The organism is Amycolatopsis sp. A133 (assembly GCF_031082405.1).
In the GTDB taxonomy this organism is placed as follows: domain Bacteria; phylum Actinomycetota; class Actinomycetes; order Mycobacteriales; family Pseudonocardiaceae; genus Amycolatopsis.
The window spans coordinates 59,525-80,847 of sequence record NZ_JAVHJU010000023.1 but is presented as its reverse complement, the minus strand read 5'-3'; the positions used below and the strand labels follow the sequence as shown (position 1 = coordinate 80,847).

Sequence of the window (21,323 nt, the reverse complement as noted above, 5' to 3'; positions counted from 1 at the left end):
TCCGGACAGGCCACCTCGAGGGACGTCGAGTCCCCCGAGGTGGCCTTCACGGCGCAGAAAAGCGGCGCGTCAGCTCCGCGGCGAGCTCCGGTCCTCCGGTCAGGAATTCCTTCGTGGGGCCCACGGTCGCCGGATCGCTCCGGCGGTGGACTCTCCGCCACGGGTCCGGCCGGTCGTCGATCGCGGCGCGGATCAGCCCGCTCCAGCGGGCGTCGAGGTGGCGGATCGCCCACTCCCCGGCCGCGGTCTTCGTCGCCACCGAACCGGTGGCAACGGTGTAGAGGAACCGGCACAGGGCCAGGACGCAGTGCGGTTGCCCCCACGCGTTGGCGAGCAGGGCCGGGTCCTCGGCCACGTCGGCGACGGCAGAGACGGCAGCGACGGCCTCGGTCCTCAGCCGGTCGGGTCCCACGGCGTCGAGCAGGGTCTCCGGGGCGGGCCCGGCCAGGGTGATCCCGTGTTCCCGGAGCATCCACCGCGTGACCGCGCTGTTGTCGTGCCGGGACCACTCCATGACGCGGCTCCCGTTGTCGACGTAGAGCCAGACCCCGCCGTCGGACTCTTCGCGCCGGAGCTCCGCACGCGATACGTAACTGCCTTCCAGGTGCTGGGCCCAGCCGGACCCTTGCTCCGGCAAGGCGGCGTGGAGCCGGCGCACCGACTGCTCGTCCTCGGCTCCGAGCCGGTTCTCGGTGACCACCAGGAAGTCCACGTCGCTGTCCTGGTCCCCGGCGCCTCGCGCGAAAGACCCCATCAGGTAGGCGCCGGCGAACTCGCTTCCGAGCGCAGCCGTGGCTCCGTCGACCAGCCGGGTCAGCACCGCCGTCAGCTCGACGAGCTGAGCCTCGGTCAGCGCGTTGGTGCTCTTGATCCGTTCCCGCGTCGATCGTCTCACTGTCCGAGTGTGTCCCAGAGGAGGCGCTGCTCGCGGTCCGGGTCGGACACCGTCGTCGAGACGTCGTCGAAGAGGCGGGTGACGCGGTCCGCCGTCGTGTAGCGGGGCCAGCCCGGGTCGCCGGTCGTCACGAAGCGGACCCAGGCGCCGAACATCTCCGTGGCCATCGCCTGCATGCGCTCGGCCGGGAACGTGCGCCCGGCGAACAGGAACCGCCAGTTGCGGTTGCGGATGTCGTCGAACACCAGCGGCAGGTCGAGCCCGTGCGCGGCGCCGAGCCCCTTGCCGCGCGGGGCGATCCGCCAGTCGAGCCGGTACATCCAGGCGTCCGGCTGCGCTTCGGCGAAGCGGATCGCCGGGATCCACCAGTCCCCCGCGGTCAGGGCGCGGTTGCGGATCCGGTCCGCCGGCCAATCGAGTAAGTCGTTATACGCCGCGACGGCCTTTTCGACTTGAGCGGCGTCCAGCACGGTCGAGCCGACGCCCAGCAGCTTCGCGCCGCCCGATTGCAGCCAGCTGAACAGGTCCTCCTCGTCGGCCGTCGTCCCGATGAGCAGCGGGACCGCACGGACGCCGTCGAGCGGCCGCTGCGGAAGCAGTTCGTCGCCGACGACCACGCGGTAGGTCACCTTGGTGCCGGACGTCGCCGAAACCCGTTGCTGCGCCTCGAGGATCCGCGTCACCGTTAGCGTCGCCAGGTCGTCCGGCGAGGCATCGAGCTCCCCGAGGACCGCTTCGGCCACGGCCGTCCCTTCGGCCGGGGTGTGCACGACCGAGCCGACGCCGGTGCCGCTCTGCACGATCGCCCGGTGGACCAGCCCGCGGGTGGCGGGCACGGCCAGCAGCGTCCCGACCGTGCGGCCGCCGTTGGACTGCCCGGCCAGCGTCACGCGGCCCGGATCGCCCCCGAACGCGCCGACGTTGTCCCGCACCCACTCCAGCGCGGCGACCTGGTCGCGCAGCGAAAGGTTCGAGTCGGCGACGCCGGGCAGGTGCAGCATCCCGAGCACGCCGAGCCGGTAGGCGACGGTCACGACGACCACGCCCCGCCGGGCGTACGCGGACGCGTCGAACTGGTGCGGCGCGCCCAGCACGCCGCCCCCGCCGTGGATCCACACCAGCACCGGGTACGAGCCGGGCGACGCGGGGGCGTAGACGTTCAGGTAGAGGCAATCTTCGTCGCCGGTGAAGCCGCGTCCGGTCAGGGTGGGCTGCGGCGCGCGCGGGGCCCACTCGGTGGCGTCGCGGACGCCGTCCCACGGCGTCACGGGCCGCGGAGCCCGGAAGCGCAGCTCCCCCACCGGCGGTTCGGCGTAGGGCACGCCGAGGAAGGTCCTGACCCCGTCCCGTCCGGACCCGCGCAGGGCGCCCGCCGCGATCTCCACCGTCGTCACGCGGCCAGCCTAAGGGCCGGATGACAGCGGACCGCAACAATGGGCTCCATGGTGCTCCGCACTCTGGCCACCGTGCTGATCGCGATGGGCGGTGCCGCGGTGCTCGCACGGTGAGCTTCCCGGGGTTCACCGCGGAGCAGGACAACGAGGTCGAAACACTTGCGAAGACGCTGGGCGCGGACACGCTTTCGGAAGCGGACCGGGCCTGGATCCAGCAGCGCGTCGACGAGATCGCGGCGACCGTGCCCGACGAGGTTCGACCGCACCACGACGAAGGCGTTTCGCTCGGCCCGCTGTGGGGTGCCGGGCTGGTCGGCATCATCGTGCTCATCCGCCGGGAGTGACGCAGGCTTGCCCTGGAGTGCGCTCCAGCGTGTTGACTGGGGGCCTCACCCTGGGAGGGATCTTGACCGCAGCGGAGAACAAGCAGCTCCTGAAGACGGCCTTCGACGCGTGGGCGACCGGCGACATCCGGCCGCTGCTCGCCGCGCTGGCCGACGACGTCACGTGGACGGTCAGCGGCCACAACAGCTGGTCGGGCCGCTTCCACGGCAAGGACGCCGTCCGCCGCGACCTGCTCGGGCCGCTCGGCGAGCAGTTCGACGGCGCCTACACCAGCACGGCGAGCCGGTTCGTCGCCGAAGACGACGTCGTGGTGGTCGAGACGCAGGGCAGCGTCGCCACCAAAGCCGGCGGGCGTTACGACAACCAGTACTGCTTCGTCTTCCGCGTCGAGGACGGCCGGATCCGCGAGATCACCGAGTACATGGACACCCAGCTGGTCGTGGAGGCGCTCCCCGAGCTGGCCCGGTGACGTCCGCCCCGGCGCCCGGGTGATGATGGGCCCGTGCACATAGCGGCAGAGATAGTGGCGCTGGTCGTGACCGTCCTGGTCGTCAGCGCGGTGGCGCGGCGGCTGGACTGGTCCGCCCCCCTGTGCCTGATCGTCGTCGGCGTCGCCGGCTCGTACGTCCCCGGCGTACCCGAGGTCCACCTCGACCCCGAGGTCGTGCTGCTCGGCCTGCTGCCCCCGCTGCTGTACTCGGCGGCCATCCAGACGTCGCTGGTCGACTTCCGGAAGAACCGCGGGGCGATCGGGCTGATGTCGGTCGGGCTCGTGGTGTTCACCGCCATCGGCGTCGGCCTGGTCGCCTGGGCGGTGATCCCCGGGCTCCCGCTGGCCGGCGGCATCGCGCTCGGCGCGATCGTGGCGCCGCCGGACGCGGTCGCCGCCAGCGTCGTCGCCCGCCGGGTCGGCATGCCGCGGAAGCTGATCCGGCTGCTGGAAGGCGAGAGCCTCTTCAACGACGCGGCCGCGCTGGTCGCCCTCCGCACGGCCATCGCCGCGCTGGCCGGCTCGGTCAGCCTCTGGCAGGTCGGCGCGGACTTCTTCCGCGCGGCCATCGGCGGCGCCGTGGTCGGGCTCGTCGTCGGCTTCGTGGCCGCGTTCATCCGGGCCCGCCTGAACGAGCCGGTGCTCGACACCGCGCTGTCGTTCGCCGTGCCGTTCATCGCCTACATCCCGGCCGAGGCGATCCACGGCTCCGGGGTGCTCGCCGTGGTGATCGCCGGGCTCATCCTGGGGCACAAGGCCCCGCAGATCCTCTCCGGCTCGACCCGGCTGGCGTCCCGGCTGAACTGGCAGACCATCGCCTTCCTGCTGGAAAACCTGGTTTTCCTGCTCATCGGCCTGCAGCTGCGGCGGATCCTCTCCGAGGTCGGCGAGAGCGGGCTCTCGCTGGCCATGCTGACCTGGATCTGCGTCGCCGTGCTCGGCGCGACGATCCTGACCCGGGTGCTCTACCTGATCGGCATCGGCACGGTGAAGCGGCTGGAGCGGCGCCTGCTGCCCGGGAAGACCAAGACGAAGATCTGGCCGTGGCGCTACTCGGCCGTCATCGCGTGGGCGGGCATGCGCGGGGTGGTGACGCTCGCGGCCGCGTTCGTGCTGCCCGCGGACACCCCGCAGCGGGCCGTGCTGGTGCTCGCGGCGTTCGTCGTCGTGGCCGGCACCCTGGCCCTGCAGGGCATGACGCTGCCGCCGCTGATCCGGCGGCTGCGCCTGCCGCGGCCGGACCCGGCGGAGGACGCGCTGCAGGAGGCGGCCGTGCTCCACGACATGACCCGGGCGGCGCTGACCAAGCTGGAGGAGATCCGGCAGCCCGACGACCCGCCGGAGATCATCCAGCGCCTGCGCGACCGCCTGCAGCACCGCGCCGACTCGGCGTGGGAGCAGCTCGGCCGGCAGAGCGCGCTGGCCGAAACGCCGAGCGACGCCTACCGGCGGCTGCGCCTGGAGCTGCTCGAAGTGGAACGCGACCAGTTCCTGAAGGCCCGCGCCAGCGGCAGCGCCGACGACGACGTCCTGCGCCGGGTCCTGGAGCGGCTCGACATCGAGGAATCGATGCTCGACCGCGCCGAGGAAGAACCCGAAGTGGAAGGCCGCGAGCTGCGCACCCCGGCCGCGACGGCGGGTTCGTGCAAGCACCTGGCCCACGAGTGGGTCGACAAGGACCCCAGCTCGGCCGACAGCTGCGCCGCCTGCCTCGAGGAGGGGACGACCTGGGTGCACCTGCGGATGTGCCTGAAGTGCGGCAACGTCGCCTGCTGCGACTCCTCGCCGCGCCGCCACGCGACCCGGCACTTCCACGAATCCCGCCATCCGGTCATGCGCAGCTTCGAGCCGGGCGAGACGTGGCGGTGGTGTTTCGTGGACAAGCAACTCGGTTGACTCCGCCTTCCTCCCCACCGCCACCCTCAACGGAGGCGCTTCGCGCCGCTGTACCGTCTTCAGCATGAGCACGCCCGAGCAGGAGATCGAATACCGCCAGCACCGATTCAGCCCGCCCCTGGGTTCGACGGAGATCTTCCTGGTCCGGCACGGCGAGTCCGCTCCGGCCCGCGGCAACGACCCCTTCGAGCTCGTCGACGGCCAGGCCGACCCGGACCTCGCCCCGGAGGGCCGCGACCACGCCCAGCGCGTCGGCGACCGGCTCGCCGGGGAGCGGATCGACGCGATCTACGTGACGACGCTGCGCCGCACGGTGCAGACCGCCGCTCCCCTGGCGGAGAAGCTGGGGCTGACCCCGGTCGTCGAGCCGGACCTGCGCGAGATCCACCTCGGCGACTGGGAAAACGGCCTGTTCCGGAAGTACACCACCGAAGGCCACCCGATCGTCGAACGGCTGTGGAGCGAGCAGCGCTGGGACGTGATCCCCGGCGCGGAGTCCGACGAGCGGTTCGGGGCCCGGCTGCGCGGCGCGCTCACCCGCATCGCGGCCGCCCACCCCGGCCGGCGGGTCGCGGTGTTCACCCACGGCGGCGTGATCGGCGAGGTGTTCGCCCAGGCCAGCCGCTCGGTCGAGCGGTTCGCGTTCCTCGGCGCGGACAACGGGTCGATCTCGCACCTCGTGCTGCACGGCGACACCTGGATCGTGCGGCGCTTCAACGACACCGCCCACCTGGCTACGCCGCTCGGCTGAGCTTCCCGGCCGCGACGAGCTGCACGGTCACCAGGATCGAGACGGCTTCCGCGGCCAGCAGCCCGATCAGCACGAGCACCTGCGTCACCCCCGCCTCGACCGGTCCCGCGCCGCCGAGCAGCACGCCGACGTAGGCGCCCGGGAGCGTCACGAGACCGACCGTGCGGGTCTGGTCCAGTGCCGGGATCAGCGCGTGCCCGGCCGACGGGCGGCAGATCTCCAGCGCGGCGGGGCGCGGCAGGAAGCCCAGCGCCAGCGCGGCTTCGTACTCGCCGTGGCGGGACTTGAGCTCGTCGAGGGCCCGGCGGGCGGCCTGCGACGTCGCGGTCATCGCGCCGCCGATCACGATGCCCGCGATCGGCACCACGGCGATCGGCTGCAGCGGGACCACGCGGGAGCCGAGGACCAGCGCCAGCACGGGCGCGACCCCGGCGGCGATGGCCAGTGCCGTCCACGGCAGGTTCGCCCAGGTACCGGCGCGCCGCGCCGACGTCACCGAGGCGATGCCGAACATCAGCAGCACGAACAGGCCGGTGAGCGGGACCGAGCGCAGGACGGCGGTGATCACCAGTGAGACGAGGGCGAGCTGCGCGACCGCGCGGGCGGCGGCGATCAGGACGGCGCGTCCCGGGCCGAGCCCGCCGGCCTGGACGACGGCCGCGGCGGCGACGGCGAGCAGGACCAGGACCGCCACCAAGGCGGGTCCGAAGGTGATCGCGGCGTTCACGCCGCCGATCCTGCCGCAGAACTCAGACGGCGCAGCTGAAGAGGCGGTCCGGCTCGGTCTCGGTCTTGTCTGCGACGACGACCCCGTCGACGACGATCCGGCACCGCAGCGCGCCGGGACCGGGGTTGCGGGCGGCGATGCTGTAGAACTCGGTGCGGCCGGCCGGGCCGACCCGGGTGAACTGCGCGGACCACGGCGTCACGACCTCGGTGTGCTGGGTCAGCGCGGAGCCGGCGGCGGCGTAGGTGACGTTGCGGGCACCGTGCGCGCCGAGCAGTTCGTAGACGACGTCGTGGCTCACCGTGCGGACGGCGGCCGGGGCGACCGGCGCGCCGGCGGGCTCTTCCTGGGCGGGGCCGCGTGCGGACCGGGGCACGATGTAGGCGGTCACCGCGAAGGCCGCGGCGAGCACGCCGAGGACGACGACGAAGCTTCCGGCCGAGCGAGCCCGTCCGGCGCAGTCGTGCTGGGGCCGGGTCGCGGTGGAAACGCCCATGGAGAGGTCTTCTCTCGTCGCGCGCACTTCCGTCGAGTGCGTCGACCTATATCTCGCCGTGACCTAACTGCGCGTTAGCCGCTCTTCGCGGGAAGTTCGACTTTCACCCGGACGGGGGTCTCCCGCCTCGGGCATGATCGGGGTGTGTACGAAGAGGCGGCGCCCCCCGCGCAGCTGCGGAGCGTGGCGCGCTGCGTGTGGCGATCGGCTTCGGAGGGCCCGAAGCGCATCGTCCCCGACGGCTGCGTGGACCTGGTCGCCGGCGACGGTGAGGTGTTCGTGGCGGGCCCGGACACTTCGGCGTGGTCCTCGGTCACCCGCCCCGGAGCGACGCTGAGCGGAGTCCGGTTCATCCCGGGCCGGGCAGCGGCGGTCCTGGGCGTGGCGGCCGACGAGCTGCGCGACCGCCGGGTGCCGCTGGGCGAGCTGTGGGGGCGCGCGGGGGAAGTGGTGGCGGAGCGGTTGCTGGAGGGCGAGTTGTCGCCGGCGCAAGCGGTTGCGTCCCGGGTCGGGGAGGTGCCGGTGGCGGATTCGGCGGTGGCGGATTCGGCGGTGGCGGAGCTGATCGCCCGGTTGGACGCGGGGGTGGCGCGGGTCGCCGAAGCAGCCGCCATGCTCACGCAGCCGGACTCCGGATCAACGAACATCGCCGGAACTGCGCTCACCCGAACCGGCTTGGATGCCGCGTCGGTCGGTGTGGGCGAGCGGCGGTTGCGGCGGCGGTTCGTCCAAGCCGTCGGGTACGGGCCGGCCACCTACCTCCGGGTCAGCCGGTTCCAGCGGGCCGTGGCGCTGGCTCCGCGCGTCGCGGGTCTGGCCGCGCTGGCCGCCGCCGCGGGGTATGCCGATCAGGCGCACCTCAGCCGCGACTGCCGGGCGCTGACCGGTCTCACGCCGCGCGGCTACTTCCGCGGAACGTCCACTGTGGACGTGGCGGTGCGTGATCGGCTCCGTTCGGCGTAACTCCCGCGGTCAACCGGAAGTGGCTGCTCGCCCAAAAAGGTAAGCGGACGGTAAACGACTACCAAGAGCGCTATCCTCCCTTCGACGAGTGATCAGGGAGGGCGTGTGGCCACCATCAGCGACGTCGCGGCGCGAGCCGGCGTCTCCACGGCGACCGTGTCGCGCGCGCTCAACGGCAAGTCCACTGTGGACCCCACACTGGCCGCGCGGGTCCAGGAGGCCGCCGCCGAGCTCGGGTATCACCCGAACGGGCTGGCCCGGAACCTCCGCCGCCAGGAGACGGCCGTCCTCGCGCTGATCATCTCCGACGTCGAGAACCCGTTCTTCACCGCCATCGCGCGGGGCGTCGAGGACCTCGCGCAGCGGTCCGGGTATTCGGTGGTGCTCTGCAATTCCGACGAAAACGAGGACAAGGAGCGGCGCTACATCGAGGTCGCGCTGCAGGAACGGGTCGCCGGGGTGGTGCTGTCCCCCACCGGCCGGTCGACGAACGTCGAGGGTCTGCGCCGCCAGGGCACCCCGCTGGTGGCGGTGGACCGCCCACTGCAGGCGGCGGAGGGCGACCAGGTGCTGGTCGACACGCGGCACGCGGCCGCCGAAGCAACGCGTCACCTGCTCGCCGGCGGCTACCGGCGCGTCGGCTGCCTGACCGGACCGCCGGGCGTTCGCACGGCCGAGGACCGCCTCACCGGGTACACCGACGTCGTGGGCGCAGAGAACGTCCTGTTCCGGCGGGGGGAGTACCGCGCCGAGGGCGCCCGGCTGGCCGCGCTGGAACTGCTGGACGAGCCGTCGCCGCCGGACGCGCTCCTGGTCGCGAACAGCACGATGGCGATCGGGGTGCTGGAGGCCCTGTCGGCCCGCGGCCTGCGCCCGGGGCGCGACGTGGGCATCGTTTCGTTCGACGACGCACCGTGGACCACGCTGATCGACCCGCCCCTGACGGTGGTCGCCCAGCCGGCGTACGAAGTCGGCCGGGTGGCGGCGCAGCTCCTGCTGGCCAGGATCACCGACAGCAGCCGCGACGCCACGACGACGACGCTCGAGGCCCGGCTGATCGTGCGGAAGAGCTCCCGCCGCTGACGCCCGCGGCCGCAGACGGTCGGCTCGCGCACCCAGGGGTCGGCTCGCGCACCCAGAGGGTCGGCTCACGACAAGACGGTGAGCGACGTGCCCGGGGGCCGGCTCGTGCCGGGCCCCCGGGCACGCCCCACCCCCTGTGTCCCCCATGACCGGCGCCCGAACGCCGGATCCTGCGAGCACGGAGTGGAAATCGTTTTCTCATCCGGAACGTAAGTCTCCGACCGCGCAGTGTCAAGCGGGAGCAGGTCTGGACAAGCTCACCCGATCCAGGGAAACTGACCGGAAGTTGCCTACTCAACGTGTTGGACAATGTGCCCTGAGTGTCGATCTCTGGTGAATTCACCCACAGACAGGGCAAGAAACCGCACGAACCCGCACACGCGCGCTGTTTCGGGTTAACCTGAGCCACATGTCTGTAGCGCTGGAGAACATCCTCGCCAAGGCGGGCCTGAAGGTCGACGCGAACGAGTTCCTCACGCTCGTCGAAGACGCAGCGCGCAGGCTGTCCCCACCGAATCCGGATCCATCGCACTACTTCTCGGCCGATCAGCGCGCCGCGCTCACCGAAGTGGGCCTGGACCTCTCCCCCCGGCGCGAGGACGAACCCGACTTCCGGGCGCGCACCGTGGCCGCCCACGCCGTGCTCGCCGAAGGCGCACTCAGCGTCAACGAGGCGGCCAGGGCCCTCGGCGTCGACGACAGCCGCATCCGGCACCGCCTCAAGGAAGGCAGGCTGACCGGCTGGAAGGACGGCGGCTGGCGGCTGCCCGCGTGGCAGTTCGCCGGCTCGGGCGTGCTGCCCGGCCTCGAAACCGTCCTGAAGGCGCTGCCCGACGACCAGCCCGCGCTCGTCGTCGCCGCCTTCATGAGCACTCCGCAGGCCGATCTGGTGATCAACGACCACCCGGCCACCCCGCGCCAATGGCTCCTCTCCGGTGGTGATCCGGACCACGTAGCCCGCCTCATCGCCACGCTCGGCACGCCGCTCTAGGCTGGACTCTCCCGAGCAAGATCACCGACAAGGACGGACCACCCCCGACCCATGGCCCGGCTCCCGCTGCCGCCCGCCCGATCCGTCCTGGTCCGGCAGCTGAACCGCGCCAGTGACGTGGTGACGGTCCAGCCCACGACCAGGCTCGTACGGATCTTCACCGCGCACGGCAACCACCCCCAGCAGTGGAACTCGTTCCGCTACACCGGCCCGCTCCCGCACGGCCGGTTCGACCAGCAGTCGCCCGGCCGCGGCGGCGCGCCGGTCACCGATCCCGCGAACGGCGTCCTCTACTTCGGCCTCACCGTGCGCACCTCGGTCGCCGAGGTCTTCCAGACCAGCTCGACGGTCGACCGCCGCACCCGCGGTCCCCGGCTGGTCGTCGTCCGCCCGACGCGCACCCTGCGCCTGCTCGACCTGACCGGCCTGTGGCCGACGCGGGTCGGCGCGTCGCAGGAGATTTCCAGCGGGCCGAAGAAGCTGACGCAGGCGTGGGCCCGCGCGATCCGCGGCGCGTTCAGCGACCTCGACGGCCTCTGGTACCGCTCGTCGATGGACTCCGGCGACCCCGCGATCTGCCTGTGGGACCCGCCGGCGGGCGCCGCGCTGCCCATCGCGCCGGACGTGCTGCTGCCGCTGGACCACCCGGGCCTGGACGTCCCGCTGGGCCGGGTCTGCGAAGAGCTGAACTACACGCTGCTCAACTGAGCCGCCAGCACCGGGATGACGGCCCGCAGGTCCGGACCGTCGACGAGGTGCGTGGCGACGGCGCGGGCGACCGGCGCCGCGTTGAAGCCGATGCTCGTCCCGACGGCGGCGAACAGCGGCAGATCGGACCGGCTGTCCCCGACGGCGGCGCAGCGTTCCGGCGCGAAGCCCTGTGCCAGCGCGAAGTCGCGTTTGCCGTACTCGTCCAGGTGCTCGGCGACTTCGCCGGTGTAGCGGCCGCCGACGGCTTCGGGCACCGGGCCGCAGTAGGCGGCGAACCCGAACCGCCGGGCGAGCATGCGGCCCACCGGCGTCCACGCGAGCGTGGTCAGGATCGGGCGCAGGCCGTGGTCGTGGCACCACCGCACCGTCTCGGCGATCCCGTCGACCAGCGGCAGCGTCTCGAACCGCGCCGAAATCCCGGCTTCGGTGTGCCCGGCCCACCCGCGGGCGTCGATCACCGACGCCTCCTGGTTGGTCATCTGCCCGGCCACGTACGCCGCTTCGGCCGCGACGAGTTCGGCCTCGTGCCCCAACGCGGCGGCCACCCACGCGCACGAACTCGTGCCGGGCACGAGGGTGCCGTCGACGTCGAAGCAGACCAGCCCGTGCACTACAGGTGCCGCCCCCACCACTCCAGGATCGCTTCGAAACGCTGGACGCGGTGCCGCGGACGGCCCGAGCGGCTCAGTTCGTGGCCTTCACCGGGGAACAGGAGCATCTCCGCCGGCGCTCCCGCGCGGCGCAGGGCCACGAACATCCGCTCCGCCTGCTCCAGCGGGCAGCGCCAGTCCTGCTCCGAATGCACCACCGCGAACGGGATCTCGATCTGCGCCGCGTACGACAGCGGCGAACGGTCGCGCTGCACGTCCGGGTCGGTGCCGATGTAGGCGTCGACGAAGAAGTAGCCGATGTCGGAGCTGCCGACCATCGAGTCCCACGCGTTGACCGCGCGCTCGCTCCACGCCGCCTTGAAGCGCTCGCCGTGGTGGGCGGCCAGCCAGCTCGTCATGAACCCGCCGTACGAGCCGCCCATGATGCCGACGCGGGAGGCGTCGAGGTCCGGGCGTTCGAGTGCCTTGTCGAGCAGGGCCAGGACGTCGTCGACGTCAACCGTGCCGAAGCCGTGCGTGATCGCGTGGCCGTGCGTCTGCCCGTACCCCGCCGACCCGCGCGGGTTGCCGACCACCACCGCGTACCCCGCGGACGCGTAGACCTGCGCTTCGTCGAACAACGCCCACTCCTGCTGGGTGAACGGGCCGCCGTGCACCACCCGCAGCACCGGGTGCGGGCCCTCGCCGTCGGGCAGCACCAGCCAGCCGTGCACCGGGTAGCCGTCCGGCGCGGTGGTCTCCAGCTCGATCATCGGCCGGATCCCGTTGTCCCGCAACGGCTTCGCGTAGTCGGTGAGCACGCGCGGCTCGCCGTCGCCGAGCAGCACGACCTCACCCGCGGTCGACGGCGTCGCGATCACCGCCGCCAGCACCGAGCCGTCCAGCGTGAACGACCGGAGGGCGGTGCGGTCCGCGTAGACCACCGGAAGGTCCGCGAGCGGGGCGTCGACGGCGTCGACGGCGACCGCGCGCAGCTCCACCGCACCGCGGTTGCGGACGGCCACGAGGACGTCGTCCCCGCGCGGGGCAGGCGGGCCCGCCCCGGCCTCGCAGTCCACCGTCTCGGCGTCGGTGAGCCGGCGCGGCTTCACCGGGCCGGCGCCGAACTCGGGCGTCGCCGCGTAGAGCCCGGTCGGCGCGGCTTCGTGGTGCTCTTCGAAAGACTGTCCGAAGTAGAACAACGTGCCGTCGGCGGCGAACGCGGGCCGCTCGGAGTACCCCTCGCAGCGCACGAGGACCTCGGGCTCGCCGCCGTCGGCGGAGATCGCGCAGATGTCGCGCGCATCGCTTTCGGCCGCGCCCCAGTCCGGCGGCGCGGTGAAGACCACGCGGGTGCCGTCCGGCGTCCACACCGGGTGGGCCGCGTCGAACGCGTCCCCGGTCAGCGGCTCGAGGTCCCCGGGCTCGTCGCGGTCCAGCGCCGCGACGGCGTCGACGACGAACAGCCGCTGCAGGCGGTCCCGCAGGAACCCGACGTCGTCGATGCGGTAGTCCATGCGCGTGATCCGGCGCGGCGCCTCGGCGGCCGGCTCGGGCGTCTCGCCGTCGGCATCCGGCGTGCCGTAGCGGCCGGCCTCGGGCACCCGGGCGGTGAACGCGATGCGCCGCGAATCCGGCGCCCACACCGGCTCCCCGGCCCCGAGGTGCAGCGACGTCAGCCGGCGGGCCTCACCGCCGGCCGACGGCATCACGTGCAGCTGCGGGTTGCCGTCCGCGCCCGTGCCCTCCCCCGCGCGGAGGAACGCCACCCAGCGTCCGTCCGGGGAGATCGCCGGGGCCGAGTCGCGCGGACCGTGGGTCCACGCGGCCTCGGCGCCGTCGAACGACACGCGCCGCACGGCGCTGTGCGCGGCGTTCGCACGGAGATCCGGTCTCTTCAACGCCGTGAGCAGCAGGTTCCCGCGCAGCGCGGGACGGCCGGGGGCGACGAGGTGTTCGATGTCGGCAGGACGCACGTCCCGACCGTACCCGACTTCCTTAGCGGTGCGAACGACTTTCGCCAGGACTCACGCGGAGACCTCGTTGCGCTCCTCGCGGCGGGCCTTGGCCAGGCTGGTCACCGTGGTCACCGTCAGCACGACGACGATCACGCCGAGGGAGACCCAGTTGTTGATGTCCAGCCAGTCCGGCACGACGTGGTACTCGTGCAGCGCGTGCAGGAACAGCTTCGCGCCGATGAAGGCGAGGATCACCGCGAGCCCGTAGCTGAGGTAGACGAGCTTCGTCACCAGGCCGCCGAGCAGGAAGTACAGCTGGCGCAGGCCCATCAGCGCGAACGCGTTGGCGGTGAAGACGAGGAACGCCTCCTGCGTGATGCCGAAGATCGCCGGGATCGAGTCGACGGCGAACAGCAGGTCCGCCGAGCCGATGGCCACGATCACCAGCAGCATCGGCGTGATCATCCGCTTGCCGTCGATCTTCACCGTGTACTTGTGGCCGTGGTAGTCGTCGGTCACCGGGGCGAACCGGCGGACCTGCCGGGTGACGGCGTTCTCGTGGTACTCCTCGTCCCCGCCCTTGCCCCGCACCATGCTGACCGCGGTCCAGATCAGCACCGCGCCGAAGAGGAAGAACACCCAGACGAACTGCGCGATCAGCGCGGCACCGATGGCGATGAAGACGCTCCGCATGGCGAGCGCGAGCAGGATGCCGACCAGCAGCACGCGGTGCTGGTGGATGGCGGGCACCTTGAACGACCCCATGATGATCATGAAGATGAACAGGTTGTCCACGCTCAGCGAGTACTCGGTGATGTAGCCGGTGAAGAACTCGACGCCGGGGTCGTGCCCGGCGAAGATCCACACGCCGATGCCGAAGACGATCGCGCACGAGACGTAGAAGATCACCCAGCGAGCGGCTTCCCCCGTGGTCACTTCGTGCGGCTTGCGATCGACGATGACCAGGTCCAGCGCGATCAGCGCGAGCAGACCACCGATCGTCGCGATCCACAGCCACAGGGGGACAGTCATGAAACCAAAACCTCCGGATAGTGCGCAGCAGCAACTAACCGGAGGTCTCTTCCGCCGGTTAAAACACCGGCCGACGGTGCCGGGGGCGCAGGGCCACCGTGCTGACGACACCGCCGCGAAGGAATACTCCCCTCACAGCGAGTCCAGTTTGCCGGTTCCCCCCGGCCGAGCGCCAGCCGGAATCGCGCACGTCACCGGGTTGGGCGTGTAATTTCGGTCACTTCAGTCCACCAGGTGGTCCGGCGGCGTGTGATCGACGTGAGCCCGTGAGGACACTCTCAGCAAACTTCACCTACGGTCACGTCGTGCCCCGACTCCCGCTCCCGCGCACCCGCCGTGCCCGTCTCACGGCGATCGGCGCCGTCGTGGTGGTACTCGCCGCCGCGGCCGTCCTCTGGGTGACGTGCGACACGGCCCCGCCCGCCGTGCCCGCCCAGGACGCCCTGCTCGACATGCCCGCCGCCCCCGGCTCGGCCGAGCAGGTCAAGATCGACACGACCACCTACCTCCCCACGACCGTGCCCGCGCCCGCGGTCCTGCTCGCGCACGGCTTCGGCGGGGACAAGAACAGCGTCGCCGACGACGCGCGCGAGCTCGCGCGCAACGGCTTCGTCGTGATGACCTGGTCCGCCCGCGGCTTCGGCCGGAGCACCGGCAAGATCGGGCTCAACGACCCGGACGGCGAGGTCGCCGACGCGAGCCGCCTGATCGACCGGCTCGTCGCGCAGCACCAGGTGACCCTCGACGCGAAGGGCGATCCGAAGGTCGCCGTCACCGGGGCCTCCTACGGCGGTGCGCTTTCGCTGCTGCTGGCCGGCACGGACAAGCGCGTCGACGCGATCGCGCCCGTGATCACCTACAACGACCTGGCCCAGGGCTTGGTCCCGAACGCGGCGACGCCCGCGTCCGCGGGCACGGGCACCCCGGCCGCCGGCGCCTTCGCAACCGACGGTGTCTTCAAGAAGAGCTGGGCCGGCATCTTCTTCTCGGCCGGTTCCGGCGCCGCGGCGAGCGGCTCGCCATCCGCCGAAGCGCCGGAAGCCGGGCAGGAGACCGACACCGGCGCCGCCGGGACCGCCGCCGCCGCGGGGGCCGCGCTGCCCGCCGGGGCGCCGGGCGCGGGCGGGCCGCGGAGTGCGCCGGCCGACCCGTGCGGCCGGTTCACCGCCGCGGTCTGCCGCGCCTACACCGAACTCGGTACCACCGGGCGGGCGAGCCAGGCGAGCGTCGACCTCCTGCGGCGCGTCTCCCCCGCTTCGGTGACGAGCAAGATCACCGTGCCGACGCTGCTGGTGCAGGGCGAGAGCGACACGCTGTTCGGCCTCGACCAGTCCGACGCCAACGCCCGGCAGATCACCGCGGCGGGCGGCAAGGTCAAGACCATCTGGTACACCGGCGGCCACGACGGCGGCAAGCCCGGACCCCAGCTGCGCGCCAAGATCGGCGACTTCCTGAAGACGGCGCTGGACGGCGGCGACCCGGGCACCGGCTTCAGCTACGACGTCCAGGGCACGTTGCGCGCCAACGGAACGCCGTCGGTCCGCACGGTCAGCGCGGCCGCCTACCCCGGGCTGGCCGGACCGGCCACCGAACGGCGGCAGCTGGCGCTGACCGGCCCCGCGCAGCCGGTGGTGCGCCCCGCCGGCGCCAACCCGGCCGCGGTGAGCGGGATCCCCGGGCTCAACGGCATCGCGAGCAGCACGTCGCGGCTCGGCGCGCTGTTCAGCAACGACCCGCCCGGCCAGGCCGCGCAGTTCACCACGGCGCCGGTGGACGGGCAGATCGTCGTCAGCGGCGCCTCGACCGTGCGGCTGCAGGTCGCCGCGGACCCGGCGCACCCGCAGCCGGACGCGGTGCTGTTCGCGAAGCTCTACGACGTCGGGCAGGACGGCTCCCGGGTGCTGCCGGCCAACGCCATCGCGCCGTTCCGGGTGAGCGGGCTGCCCGCCGACGGCACCCCGGTCGAGGTCACCGTGACGCTGCCCGGCATCGTCCGGCCGATCGAGGGCGGGCACGCGCTGCGGCTGGTCGTCGGCACCACCGACCAGGCGTTCGCCGCCCCGGCCGCGCCCGCGGTGTTCCGCATCGGGCTCGCCGGCGGCACCGCGCTGTCCGTGCCGCTCGTGCCCGGGACGTCGGTCGGTTCGCCGGCCCCGGTCGGGCAGCTGGCGGGCATCGGCGTGACGCTCGCGATCGGCCTCGCCGCCGTGCTCTTCGCGGCCCTGCGCCGACGCCGGGCCACCGACATCGATCCGGAGCTGTCGACGACGCCGCTGGTCATCGAGGGGCTGCGCAAGCAGTACGCGGGCGGGTTCCTCGCGGTGAAGGACCTGTCCTTCCGCGTCGAACCGGGCCAGGTCCTCGGCCTGCTCGGGCCGAACGGCGCCGGCAAGACGACCACCCTGCGGATGCTGATGGGCCTGATCACGCCGACCGAGGGCAGCATCCGCGTGTTCGGGCACAAGATCACCCCCGGCGCGCCGGTGCTCTCGCGCATCGGCTCGTTCGTCGAGGGCTCGGGGTTCCTCCCGCACCTGTCCGGCCGGGCGAACCTCGAGCTGTACTGGGCCTCGACCGGGCGTCCGGCCGAAAAGGCGCACTTCGCGGAGGCACTGGAGATCGCCGGGCTCGGCAACGCGGTCGAGCGCCGCGTGCGGACCTACAGCCAGGGCATGCGGCAGCGGCTGGCGATCGCCCAGGCGATGCTCGGCCTGCCGGAGCTCATGGTGCTCGACGAACCGACCAACGGGCTCGACCCGCCCCAGATCCACCAGATGCGCGAGGTGCTGAAGCGGTACGCCGCGACCGGCCGCACCGTGGTGGTGTCCAGCCACCTGCTGGCCGAGGTCGAGCAGACCTGCACGCACGTCGTGGTCATGCACCGCGGCTCGCTGGTCGCCGCGGGCGAGGTCGGCGAGCTGGCCGCCGCCGGCGGCGAGGCGACGTTCCGGGTCGACGACCCGGCCGCGGCCGCGGCGGCGCTCAAGGCGCTGAGCGGGGTCACCGACGTCGACGTCGAGGGCGAGCTGGTCCACGCGAACCTCGGCGACCTGCCGCGGGCCGAAGGCGTGGCCGCGCTGGTCCGCGCCGGTGTCGCGGTAGAGCAGGCCGGGCCGAGGCGCCGGCTGGAAGACGCGTTCCTGCAACTGGTCGGAGAAGAGTCGTGAGTCAGGGTGTCCACACCGATCCGCACGCGCTGGACGAACTGAGCGACGTCGCTTCGGCCGAGCACGCAGGTGTCGGGCCGGACGGCGCCGTCGAGGGCTATTCGGCGCGGCGCACGCTGCGGCTCGGCGTCGAGCTGCGCCGCCAGCTCAAGCGGCGGCGCACGCAGTCCCTGCTCGGGTTCGTCGCGCTGCTGCCGTTCATCCTGGTGATCGCGTTCCAGCTCGGGCAGTCGAGCCCGAACCGGCGCAGCGGCGGGTTCGTCGACCTGGCGACGGCGTCCGCGCCGAACTTCGTGGTGCTGGCGCTGTTCGTGTCCGGGACGTTCCTGCTGCCGATGATCGTAGCGCTGTTCTTCGGCGACACCATCGCGAGCGAAGCGTCGTGGTCGAGCCTGAAGTACCTGCTGGCCGTGCCGGTGCCGCGGCAGCGGGTGCTGCGGCAGAAGGCGATCGTGTCCGGGCTGCTGTCGGCTTTTGCGCTCGTCCTGCTGCCCTTGGTGTCACTCGGCGTCGGCATCCTCTGGTACGGCGCGGGCGACGCGATCAGCCCGACGGGTGACGCGGTGTCCTTCGGCGACAGCCTGCTGGCCATCGCGCTGTCCACTGTGTACATCATCCTGCAGCTGGCCTGGGTGGCCGGGCTCGCGCTGGCGCTGAGCGTGTCGACCGACGCCCCGCTCGGCGCGGTCGGCGGGGCGGTGCTGGTGGCGATCCTGTCCCAGATCCTCGACCAGATCACGGCGCTGGAGGGGCTCCGGAACTACCTGCCGACGCACTACGCGTTCTCGTGGATGGACCTGATCTCGACCGACGTCGACTGGACCAACCTCGCGAGCGGCATGCTGTCGGCGGCGATCTACGGGACGGTGTTCTTCCTCTACGCCGGGCGCCGGTTCGGCAAGAAGGACATCACCAGCTGACCCCCGCGGCCGCGCCGCGGTACGGTCGGGCCGTGCCGATCACCCTGGACAGCCGCCACGACGTCGCCGTGCTCCGGATCGACCACGGCGGCGGCAACACCCTCGACACGGACTCGTGCCGCGAGCTGGTGCTCCGGCTCGAGGAGGCCGAGCAGGCCCGTGCCGTGGTGCTCACCGGGACCGGCGGCATCTTCTGCGCCGGCGTCGACCTCAAGCGGGTCGACGCGGGCGGCGCGTCCTACGTCGCGGAGTTCCTGCCGCTGCTGTCCGACGCGCTGCTGGCGGTGTTCGGCTGCCCGCGTCCCGTGGTCGCCGCGCTGAACGGGCACGCCGTCGCCGGCGGTGCGGTGCTCGCCGCGGCCTGCGACCACCGCGTGCTGACCACCGGGCCCGGCCGGATCGGGGTGACGGAGCTGCTCGTCGGGCTGCCGTTCCCGCTCGCGGCGATGGAGATCCTCCGCTGCGCATACGGGACGACGCCGCTGCCTTCGCTCACCTACTCGGGTGAAACCCGGGGCGGCGACGAGGCCCTCGCCCGCGGGCTGGCCGACGAGCTGGCCCCGCCGGAGGAGGTGCTCGAGCGGGCCGTCGCCGTCGCGGCCCGGCTCGGCGCGCTGCCCGCCGGGCCGTTCGCCCACACCAAGGCCCAGATCCGGCAGCCCTTCCACGAGCGGATCGCCGAATACCGCCACTCCGACGACCCCCAGGTGGAGCGGATGTGGCAGTCGGCGGAGGCGCTCGCCGCCGTCAAGTCCTATGTGGACCGGGTGCTCGGCTAGGAGGCGCGCACGCCGCTCTCGGCGAGCGCCTTGATGCCCTCGACCGTCTTCTGCATGTTGGTCTGCAGCTCCCCGAGCCGCATCGCGACGATTTCCTCTTCGTGCTCGGGCATCGAACCGATGATCGTGGTGAGGTTGGACGGGCCGGGGCCGATCTGGGCCCACTGGCGCAGGATCGTGCCGTCGCCGTCGGGGACGAGCTCGAAGCGCCACGACGCGGCCGGGTTCGTCACGTCCATCACGGCCCAGGCGAACAGCCGCTCGGGCTCGTAGCCGGTCACGGTCGAGACCGTCTCCCACTCCCCGGCGACCGGGTGGGAGTTGCGGCCGCGGAACTGCGCGCCGAGGCCGGGCTCGGAGCCCTCGACCCAGCCACCGCCCTGGAACTCGGTGGAGAACCGGGCCGGCAGGTCGACGTCCAGCAGCCAGGACCAGACCTCGGCCGGCCGCGCGCCGATGCGGACCTCGACCTGGGTCGTCGGGCAGTCGGAAACCTTCATGGCGGACCCCTCGCTCGATGCCGGTGCCTACGGATTCGGACCGTAACGTGGCGCCGATCACCCGGACAACTCGCACAATGCCCGCGGCTGCGCACCCCTGAGGACGCCACCCGGGCGTCGCGCCACCCGCCGAAAGTCGGATCCTGACCGATTCTGCGCCCGGACAGCCGATTGCCGACCCGGGCCGGTTCTGTGAGGGTCCCACGGAGGGTTCGGTGAGCCGGGAGGGTGCTCGATGCGCAGACTTTTCACCGCTGGTGCGGTCCTGCTGGCCATGGCTGGCCTGGCTCCGGCGGCCGCGGCGGCGCCGGACATCAAGGCGCAGCTGCAGCGGATCCCGGGGCTGACGGTCGTTTCGGAGGACGCGGCGCCGGCCGGGTTCCGGTTCTTCAAGCTGACCTACACCCAGCCCGCCGACCACCGGCACCCCGGCGCCGGCACGTTCCAGCAGCGGTTCACCCTGCTGCACCGCGACTTCGCCGCCCCGACGGTCGCCTTCACGAGCGGCTACAACGTCAGCGGCTCGCCGAACCGCTCGGAGCCGACGCAGATCGTCGACGGCAACCAGCTGTCGATGGAGTACCGCTACTTCACGCCGTCCCGCCCGGAGCCGGAGAACTGGGCGAAGCAGCTGACGATCTGGCAGGCCGCGGCCGACGAGCACCGCGCGGTGCAGGCGTTCAAGGCGATCTACCCGGGCAAGTGGCTGGCCACGGGCGGCAGCAAGGGCGGCATGACCGCGACCTACTTCCGGCGCTTCTTCCCCGAAGACGTCGACGCGACGATCCCCTACGTCGCGCCCAACGACGTCATCGACCCGCTCGACGTCTACAACCGGTTCCTCTCGCGCGTGGGCAACGACCCGGCGTGCCGCGACGCGCTCAAGGCGATCCAGCGCGACGCGCTGAAGCGGCGTGACGAACTCGGGGCGATCGCCGCGGCGGACGCGGCGCAGCGCGGGCTGACGTTCTCGATCGTCGGGTCGGCCGACAAATCCCTCGAGATCTCGGTGATCGACTCCTACTTCGCCTTCTGGCAGTACCAGACGCAGGCGGACTGCGCGACGGTGCCGGCACCGGGGGCCCCCGCGGCGGAGGTCTACGCCTGGTACGAGAAGGTGGAAAGCCTCAACACCTACTCCGACCAGGACCTGGCGCCCTACATCCCGTACTACTACCAGGCGGCGGTGCAGCTGGGCTCGCCCGAGGCGTACGACGGGTACCTCCGCGACCTGCTGCGCTACCCCGGCGCCGACCAGCCGAAGACGTTCGTGCCGAGCTCGATCCGCCTGCCGCGCTTCGACTACCTGGCGATGCCCGACATCGACTTCTGGGTGAAGTCCCGCGGGAGCCGGCTGCTGTTCGTGTACGGCTCGAACGACCCGTGGGGCGCGGAGCCGTTCGAGCTGGGCTTCGGCAGCCGCGATTCGTACCGCTACTACGTCCAGGGCGGCAACCACGGGTCGAAGATCGCCCAGCTGGCCCCGGCCGACGCCGCCGCGGCGACGGCCACGATCCGGCGCTGGGCCGGCTTGCCACCGGTTTCGTCGTCGGCTCTTCGCTCGGCTCCGGCGGGCTTCCCGGACTTCGACGCGGACCTGACCCTCCGGGAGCGGCCGCGGCTGTGACTTTGCAA

General features: G+C 72.4%; 20 protein-coding genes. 12 read left to right on the top strand and 8 right to left on the bottom strand.

The features are described from left to right. Positions 1 to 46: 46 nt before the first annotated feature. Together Q5425_RS18045 and Q5425_RS18040 are read right to left on the bottom strand one after the other, a co-directional pair. Positions 47 to 895, bottom strand: coding sequence for an aminoglycoside adenylyltransferase domain-containing protein (locus tag Q5425_RS18045; protein WP_308673406.1), 849 nt, complete (start codon positions 893 to 895; stop codon positions 47 to 49). Beyond that, positions 892 to 2,289: a carboxylesterase family protein gene (locus tag Q5425_RS18040; RefSeq protein ID WP_308673405.1), complete on the bottom strand. Its 1,398-nt coding sequence runs from the start codon at positions 2,287 to 2,289 to the stop codon at positions 892 to 894. The genes Q5425_RS18045 and Q5425_RS18040 overlap by 4 nt, the downstream gene beginning before the upstream one ends. Positions 2,290 to 2,399: 110 nt before the next feature. Here Q5425_RS18040 and Q5425_RS18035 point away from each other — a divergent pair, with 110 nt between their 5' ends. From Q5425_RS18035 to Q5425_RS18020, 4 genes are all read left to right on the top strand, one after another. Then, complete coding sequence (locus Q5425_RS18035; RefSeq protein WP_308673404.1) at positions 2,400 to 2,633, top strand: hypothetical protein; 234 nt, start codon at positions 2,400 to 2,402, stop codon at positions 2,631 to 2,633. Between the two features lie 62 nt (positions 2,634 to 2,695). Next, positions 2,696 to 3,103, top strand: a complete 408-nt coding sequence (locus Q5425_RS18030; protein WP_308673403.1) for a nuclear transport factor 2 family protein — start codon at positions 2,696 to 2,698, stop codon at positions 3,101 to 3,103. 33 nt (positions 3,104 to 3,136) lie between these two features. Then, a complete protein-coding gene (locus tag Q5425_RS18025) occupies positions 3,137 to 5,020 on the top strand; it encodes a Na+/H+ antiporter (RefSeq protein WP_308673402.1) in 1,884 nt (627 codons plus the stop codon). A gap of 64 nt (positions 5,021 to 5,084) precedes the next feature. Further along, a complete protein-coding gene (locus tag Q5425_RS18020) occupies positions 5,085 to 5,771 on the top strand; it encodes a histidine phosphatase family protein (protein WP_308673401.1) in 687 nt (228 codons plus the stop codon). Here Q5425_RS18020 and Q5425_RS18015 read toward each other — a convergent pair. Both Q5425_RS18015 and Q5425_RS18010 read right to left on the bottom strand, forming a co-directional pair. After that, positions 5,755 to 6,498, bottom strand: a complete 744-nt coding sequence (locus Q5425_RS18015; RefSeq protein ID WP_308673400.1) for an ABC transporter permease — start codon at positions 6,496 to 6,498, stop codon at positions 5,755 to 5,757. The genes Q5425_RS18020 and Q5425_RS18015 overlap by 17 nt on opposite strands. A gap of 22 nt (positions 6,499 to 6,520) precedes the next feature. Continuing rightward, complete coding sequence (locus Q5425_RS18010) at positions 6,521 to 6,994, bottom strand: MmpS family transport accessory protein (protein ID WP_308673399.1); 474 nt, start codon at positions 6,992 to 6,994, stop codon at positions 6,521 to 6,523. Between the two features lie 144 nt (positions 6,995 to 7,138). On the opposite strand from Q5425_RS18010, the gene Q5425_RS18005 reads away from it, so the two are divergent. The 4 genes from Q5425_RS18005 (at position 7,139) to Q5425_RS17990 (ending at position 10,739) form a co-directional block, all read left to right on the top strand. Continuing rightward, positions 7,139 to 7,957, top strand: a complete 819-nt coding sequence (locus Q5425_RS18005) for a helix-turn-helix domain-containing protein (protein WP_308673398.1) — start codon at positions 7,139 to 7,141, stop codon at positions 7,955 to 7,957. Positions 7,958 to 8,062: 105 nt separating this feature from the next. Beyond that, positions 8,063 to 9,040, top strand: coding sequence for a LacI family DNA-binding transcriptional regulator (locus Q5425_RS18000; protein WP_308673397.1), 978 nt, complete (start codon positions 8,063 to 8,065; stop codon positions 9,038 to 9,040). A gap of 409 nt (positions 9,041 to 9,449) precedes the next feature. After that, a complete protein-coding gene (locus Q5425_RS17995; RefSeq protein ID WP_308673396.1) occupies positions 9,450 to 10,031 on the top strand; it encodes a DNA-binding protein in 582 nt (193 codons plus the stop codon). 51 nt (positions 10,032 to 10,082) lie between these two features. Next, positions 10,083 to 10,739, top strand: coding sequence for an RES family NAD+ phosphorylase (locus tag Q5425_RS17990; RefSeq protein ID WP_308673395.1), 657 nt, complete (start codon positions 10,083 to 10,085; stop codon positions 10,737 to 10,739). Here the strand turns inward: Q5425_RS17990 and Q5425_RS17985 are convergent. Genes Q5425_RS17985 through Q5425_RS17975 form a run of 3 tightly spaced genes read right to left on the bottom strand, consistent with a single transcriptional unit; the run spans position 10,721 to position 14,322 of the window. Next, positions 10,721 to 11,371 carry a haloacid dehalogenase-like hydrolase gene (locus Q5425_RS17985; protein WP_308673394.1) on the bottom strand — a complete coding sequence of 217 codons (651 nt, stop codon included), beginning with the start codon at positions 11,369 to 11,371 and terminating at the stop codon, positions 10,721 to 10,723. The two genes, Q5425_RS17990 and Q5425_RS17985, sit on opposite strands and share 19 nt — an antisense overlap. Further along, positions 11,353 to 13,308 (bottom strand): S9 family peptidase, encoded by a 1,956-nt coding sequence (locus Q5425_RS17980; protein WP_308673393.1) that lies wholly within the window; start codon positions 13,306 to 13,308, stop codon positions 11,353 to 11,355. The genes Q5425_RS17985 and Q5425_RS17980 overlap by 19 nt, the downstream gene beginning before the upstream one ends. Positions 13,309 to 13,359: 51 nt before the next feature. Beyond that, complete coding sequence (locus tag Q5425_RS17975) at positions 13,360 to 14,322, bottom strand: TerC family protein (protein ID WP_308673392.1); 963 nt, start codon at positions 14,320 to 14,322, stop codon at positions 13,360 to 13,362. Positions 14,323 to 14,627: 305 nt separating this feature from the next. Between Q5425_RS17975 and Q5425_RS17970 the strand changes: the two genes are divergently transcribed. Genes Q5425_RS17970 through Q5425_RS17960 form a run of 3 tightly spaced genes read left to right on the top strand, consistent with a single transcriptional unit; the run spans position 14,628 to position 19,188 of the window. Further along, positions 14,628 to 17,489 (top strand): alpha/beta fold hydrolase, encoded by a 2,862-nt coding sequence (locus Q5425_RS17970; protein ID WP_308673391.1) that lies wholly within the window; start codon positions 14,628 to 14,630, stop codon positions 17,487 to 17,489. Continuing rightward, positions 17,486 to 18,409, top strand: coding sequence for an ABC transporter permease subunit (locus Q5425_RS17965; protein WP_308673390.1), 924 nt, complete (start codon positions 17,486 to 17,488; stop codon positions 18,407 to 18,409). Before Q5425_RS17970 ends, Q5425_RS17965 begins: the two co-directional genes overlap by 4 nt. Positions 18,410 to 18,441: 32 nt before the next feature. Further along, a complete protein-coding gene (locus tag Q5425_RS17960; RefSeq protein ID WP_308673389.1) occupies positions 18,442 to 19,188 on the top strand; it encodes an enoyl-CoA hydratase/isomerase family protein in 747 nt (248 codons plus the stop codon). Here Q5425_RS17960 and Q5425_RS17955 read toward each other — a convergent pair. Continuing rightward, the gene (locus tag Q5425_RS17955) at positions 19,185 to 19,688 is read right to left on the bottom strand and encodes an SRPBCC family protein (RefSeq protein ID WP_308673388.1); all 504 of its coding nucleotides are present in this window, start codon (positions 19,686 to 19,688) and stop codon (positions 19,185 to 19,187) included. The genes Q5425_RS17960 and Q5425_RS17955 overlap by 4 nt on opposite strands. A gap of 235 nt (positions 19,689 to 19,923) precedes the next feature. On the opposite strand from Q5425_RS17955, the gene Q5425_RS17950 reads away from it, so the two are divergent. Then, positions 19,924 to 21,315, top strand: a complete 1,392-nt coding sequence (locus tag Q5425_RS17950; protein ID WP_308673387.1) for a S28 family serine protease — start codon at positions 19,924 to 19,926, stop codon at positions 21,313 to 21,315. Positions 21,316 to 21,323 lie beyond the last annotated feature (8 nt).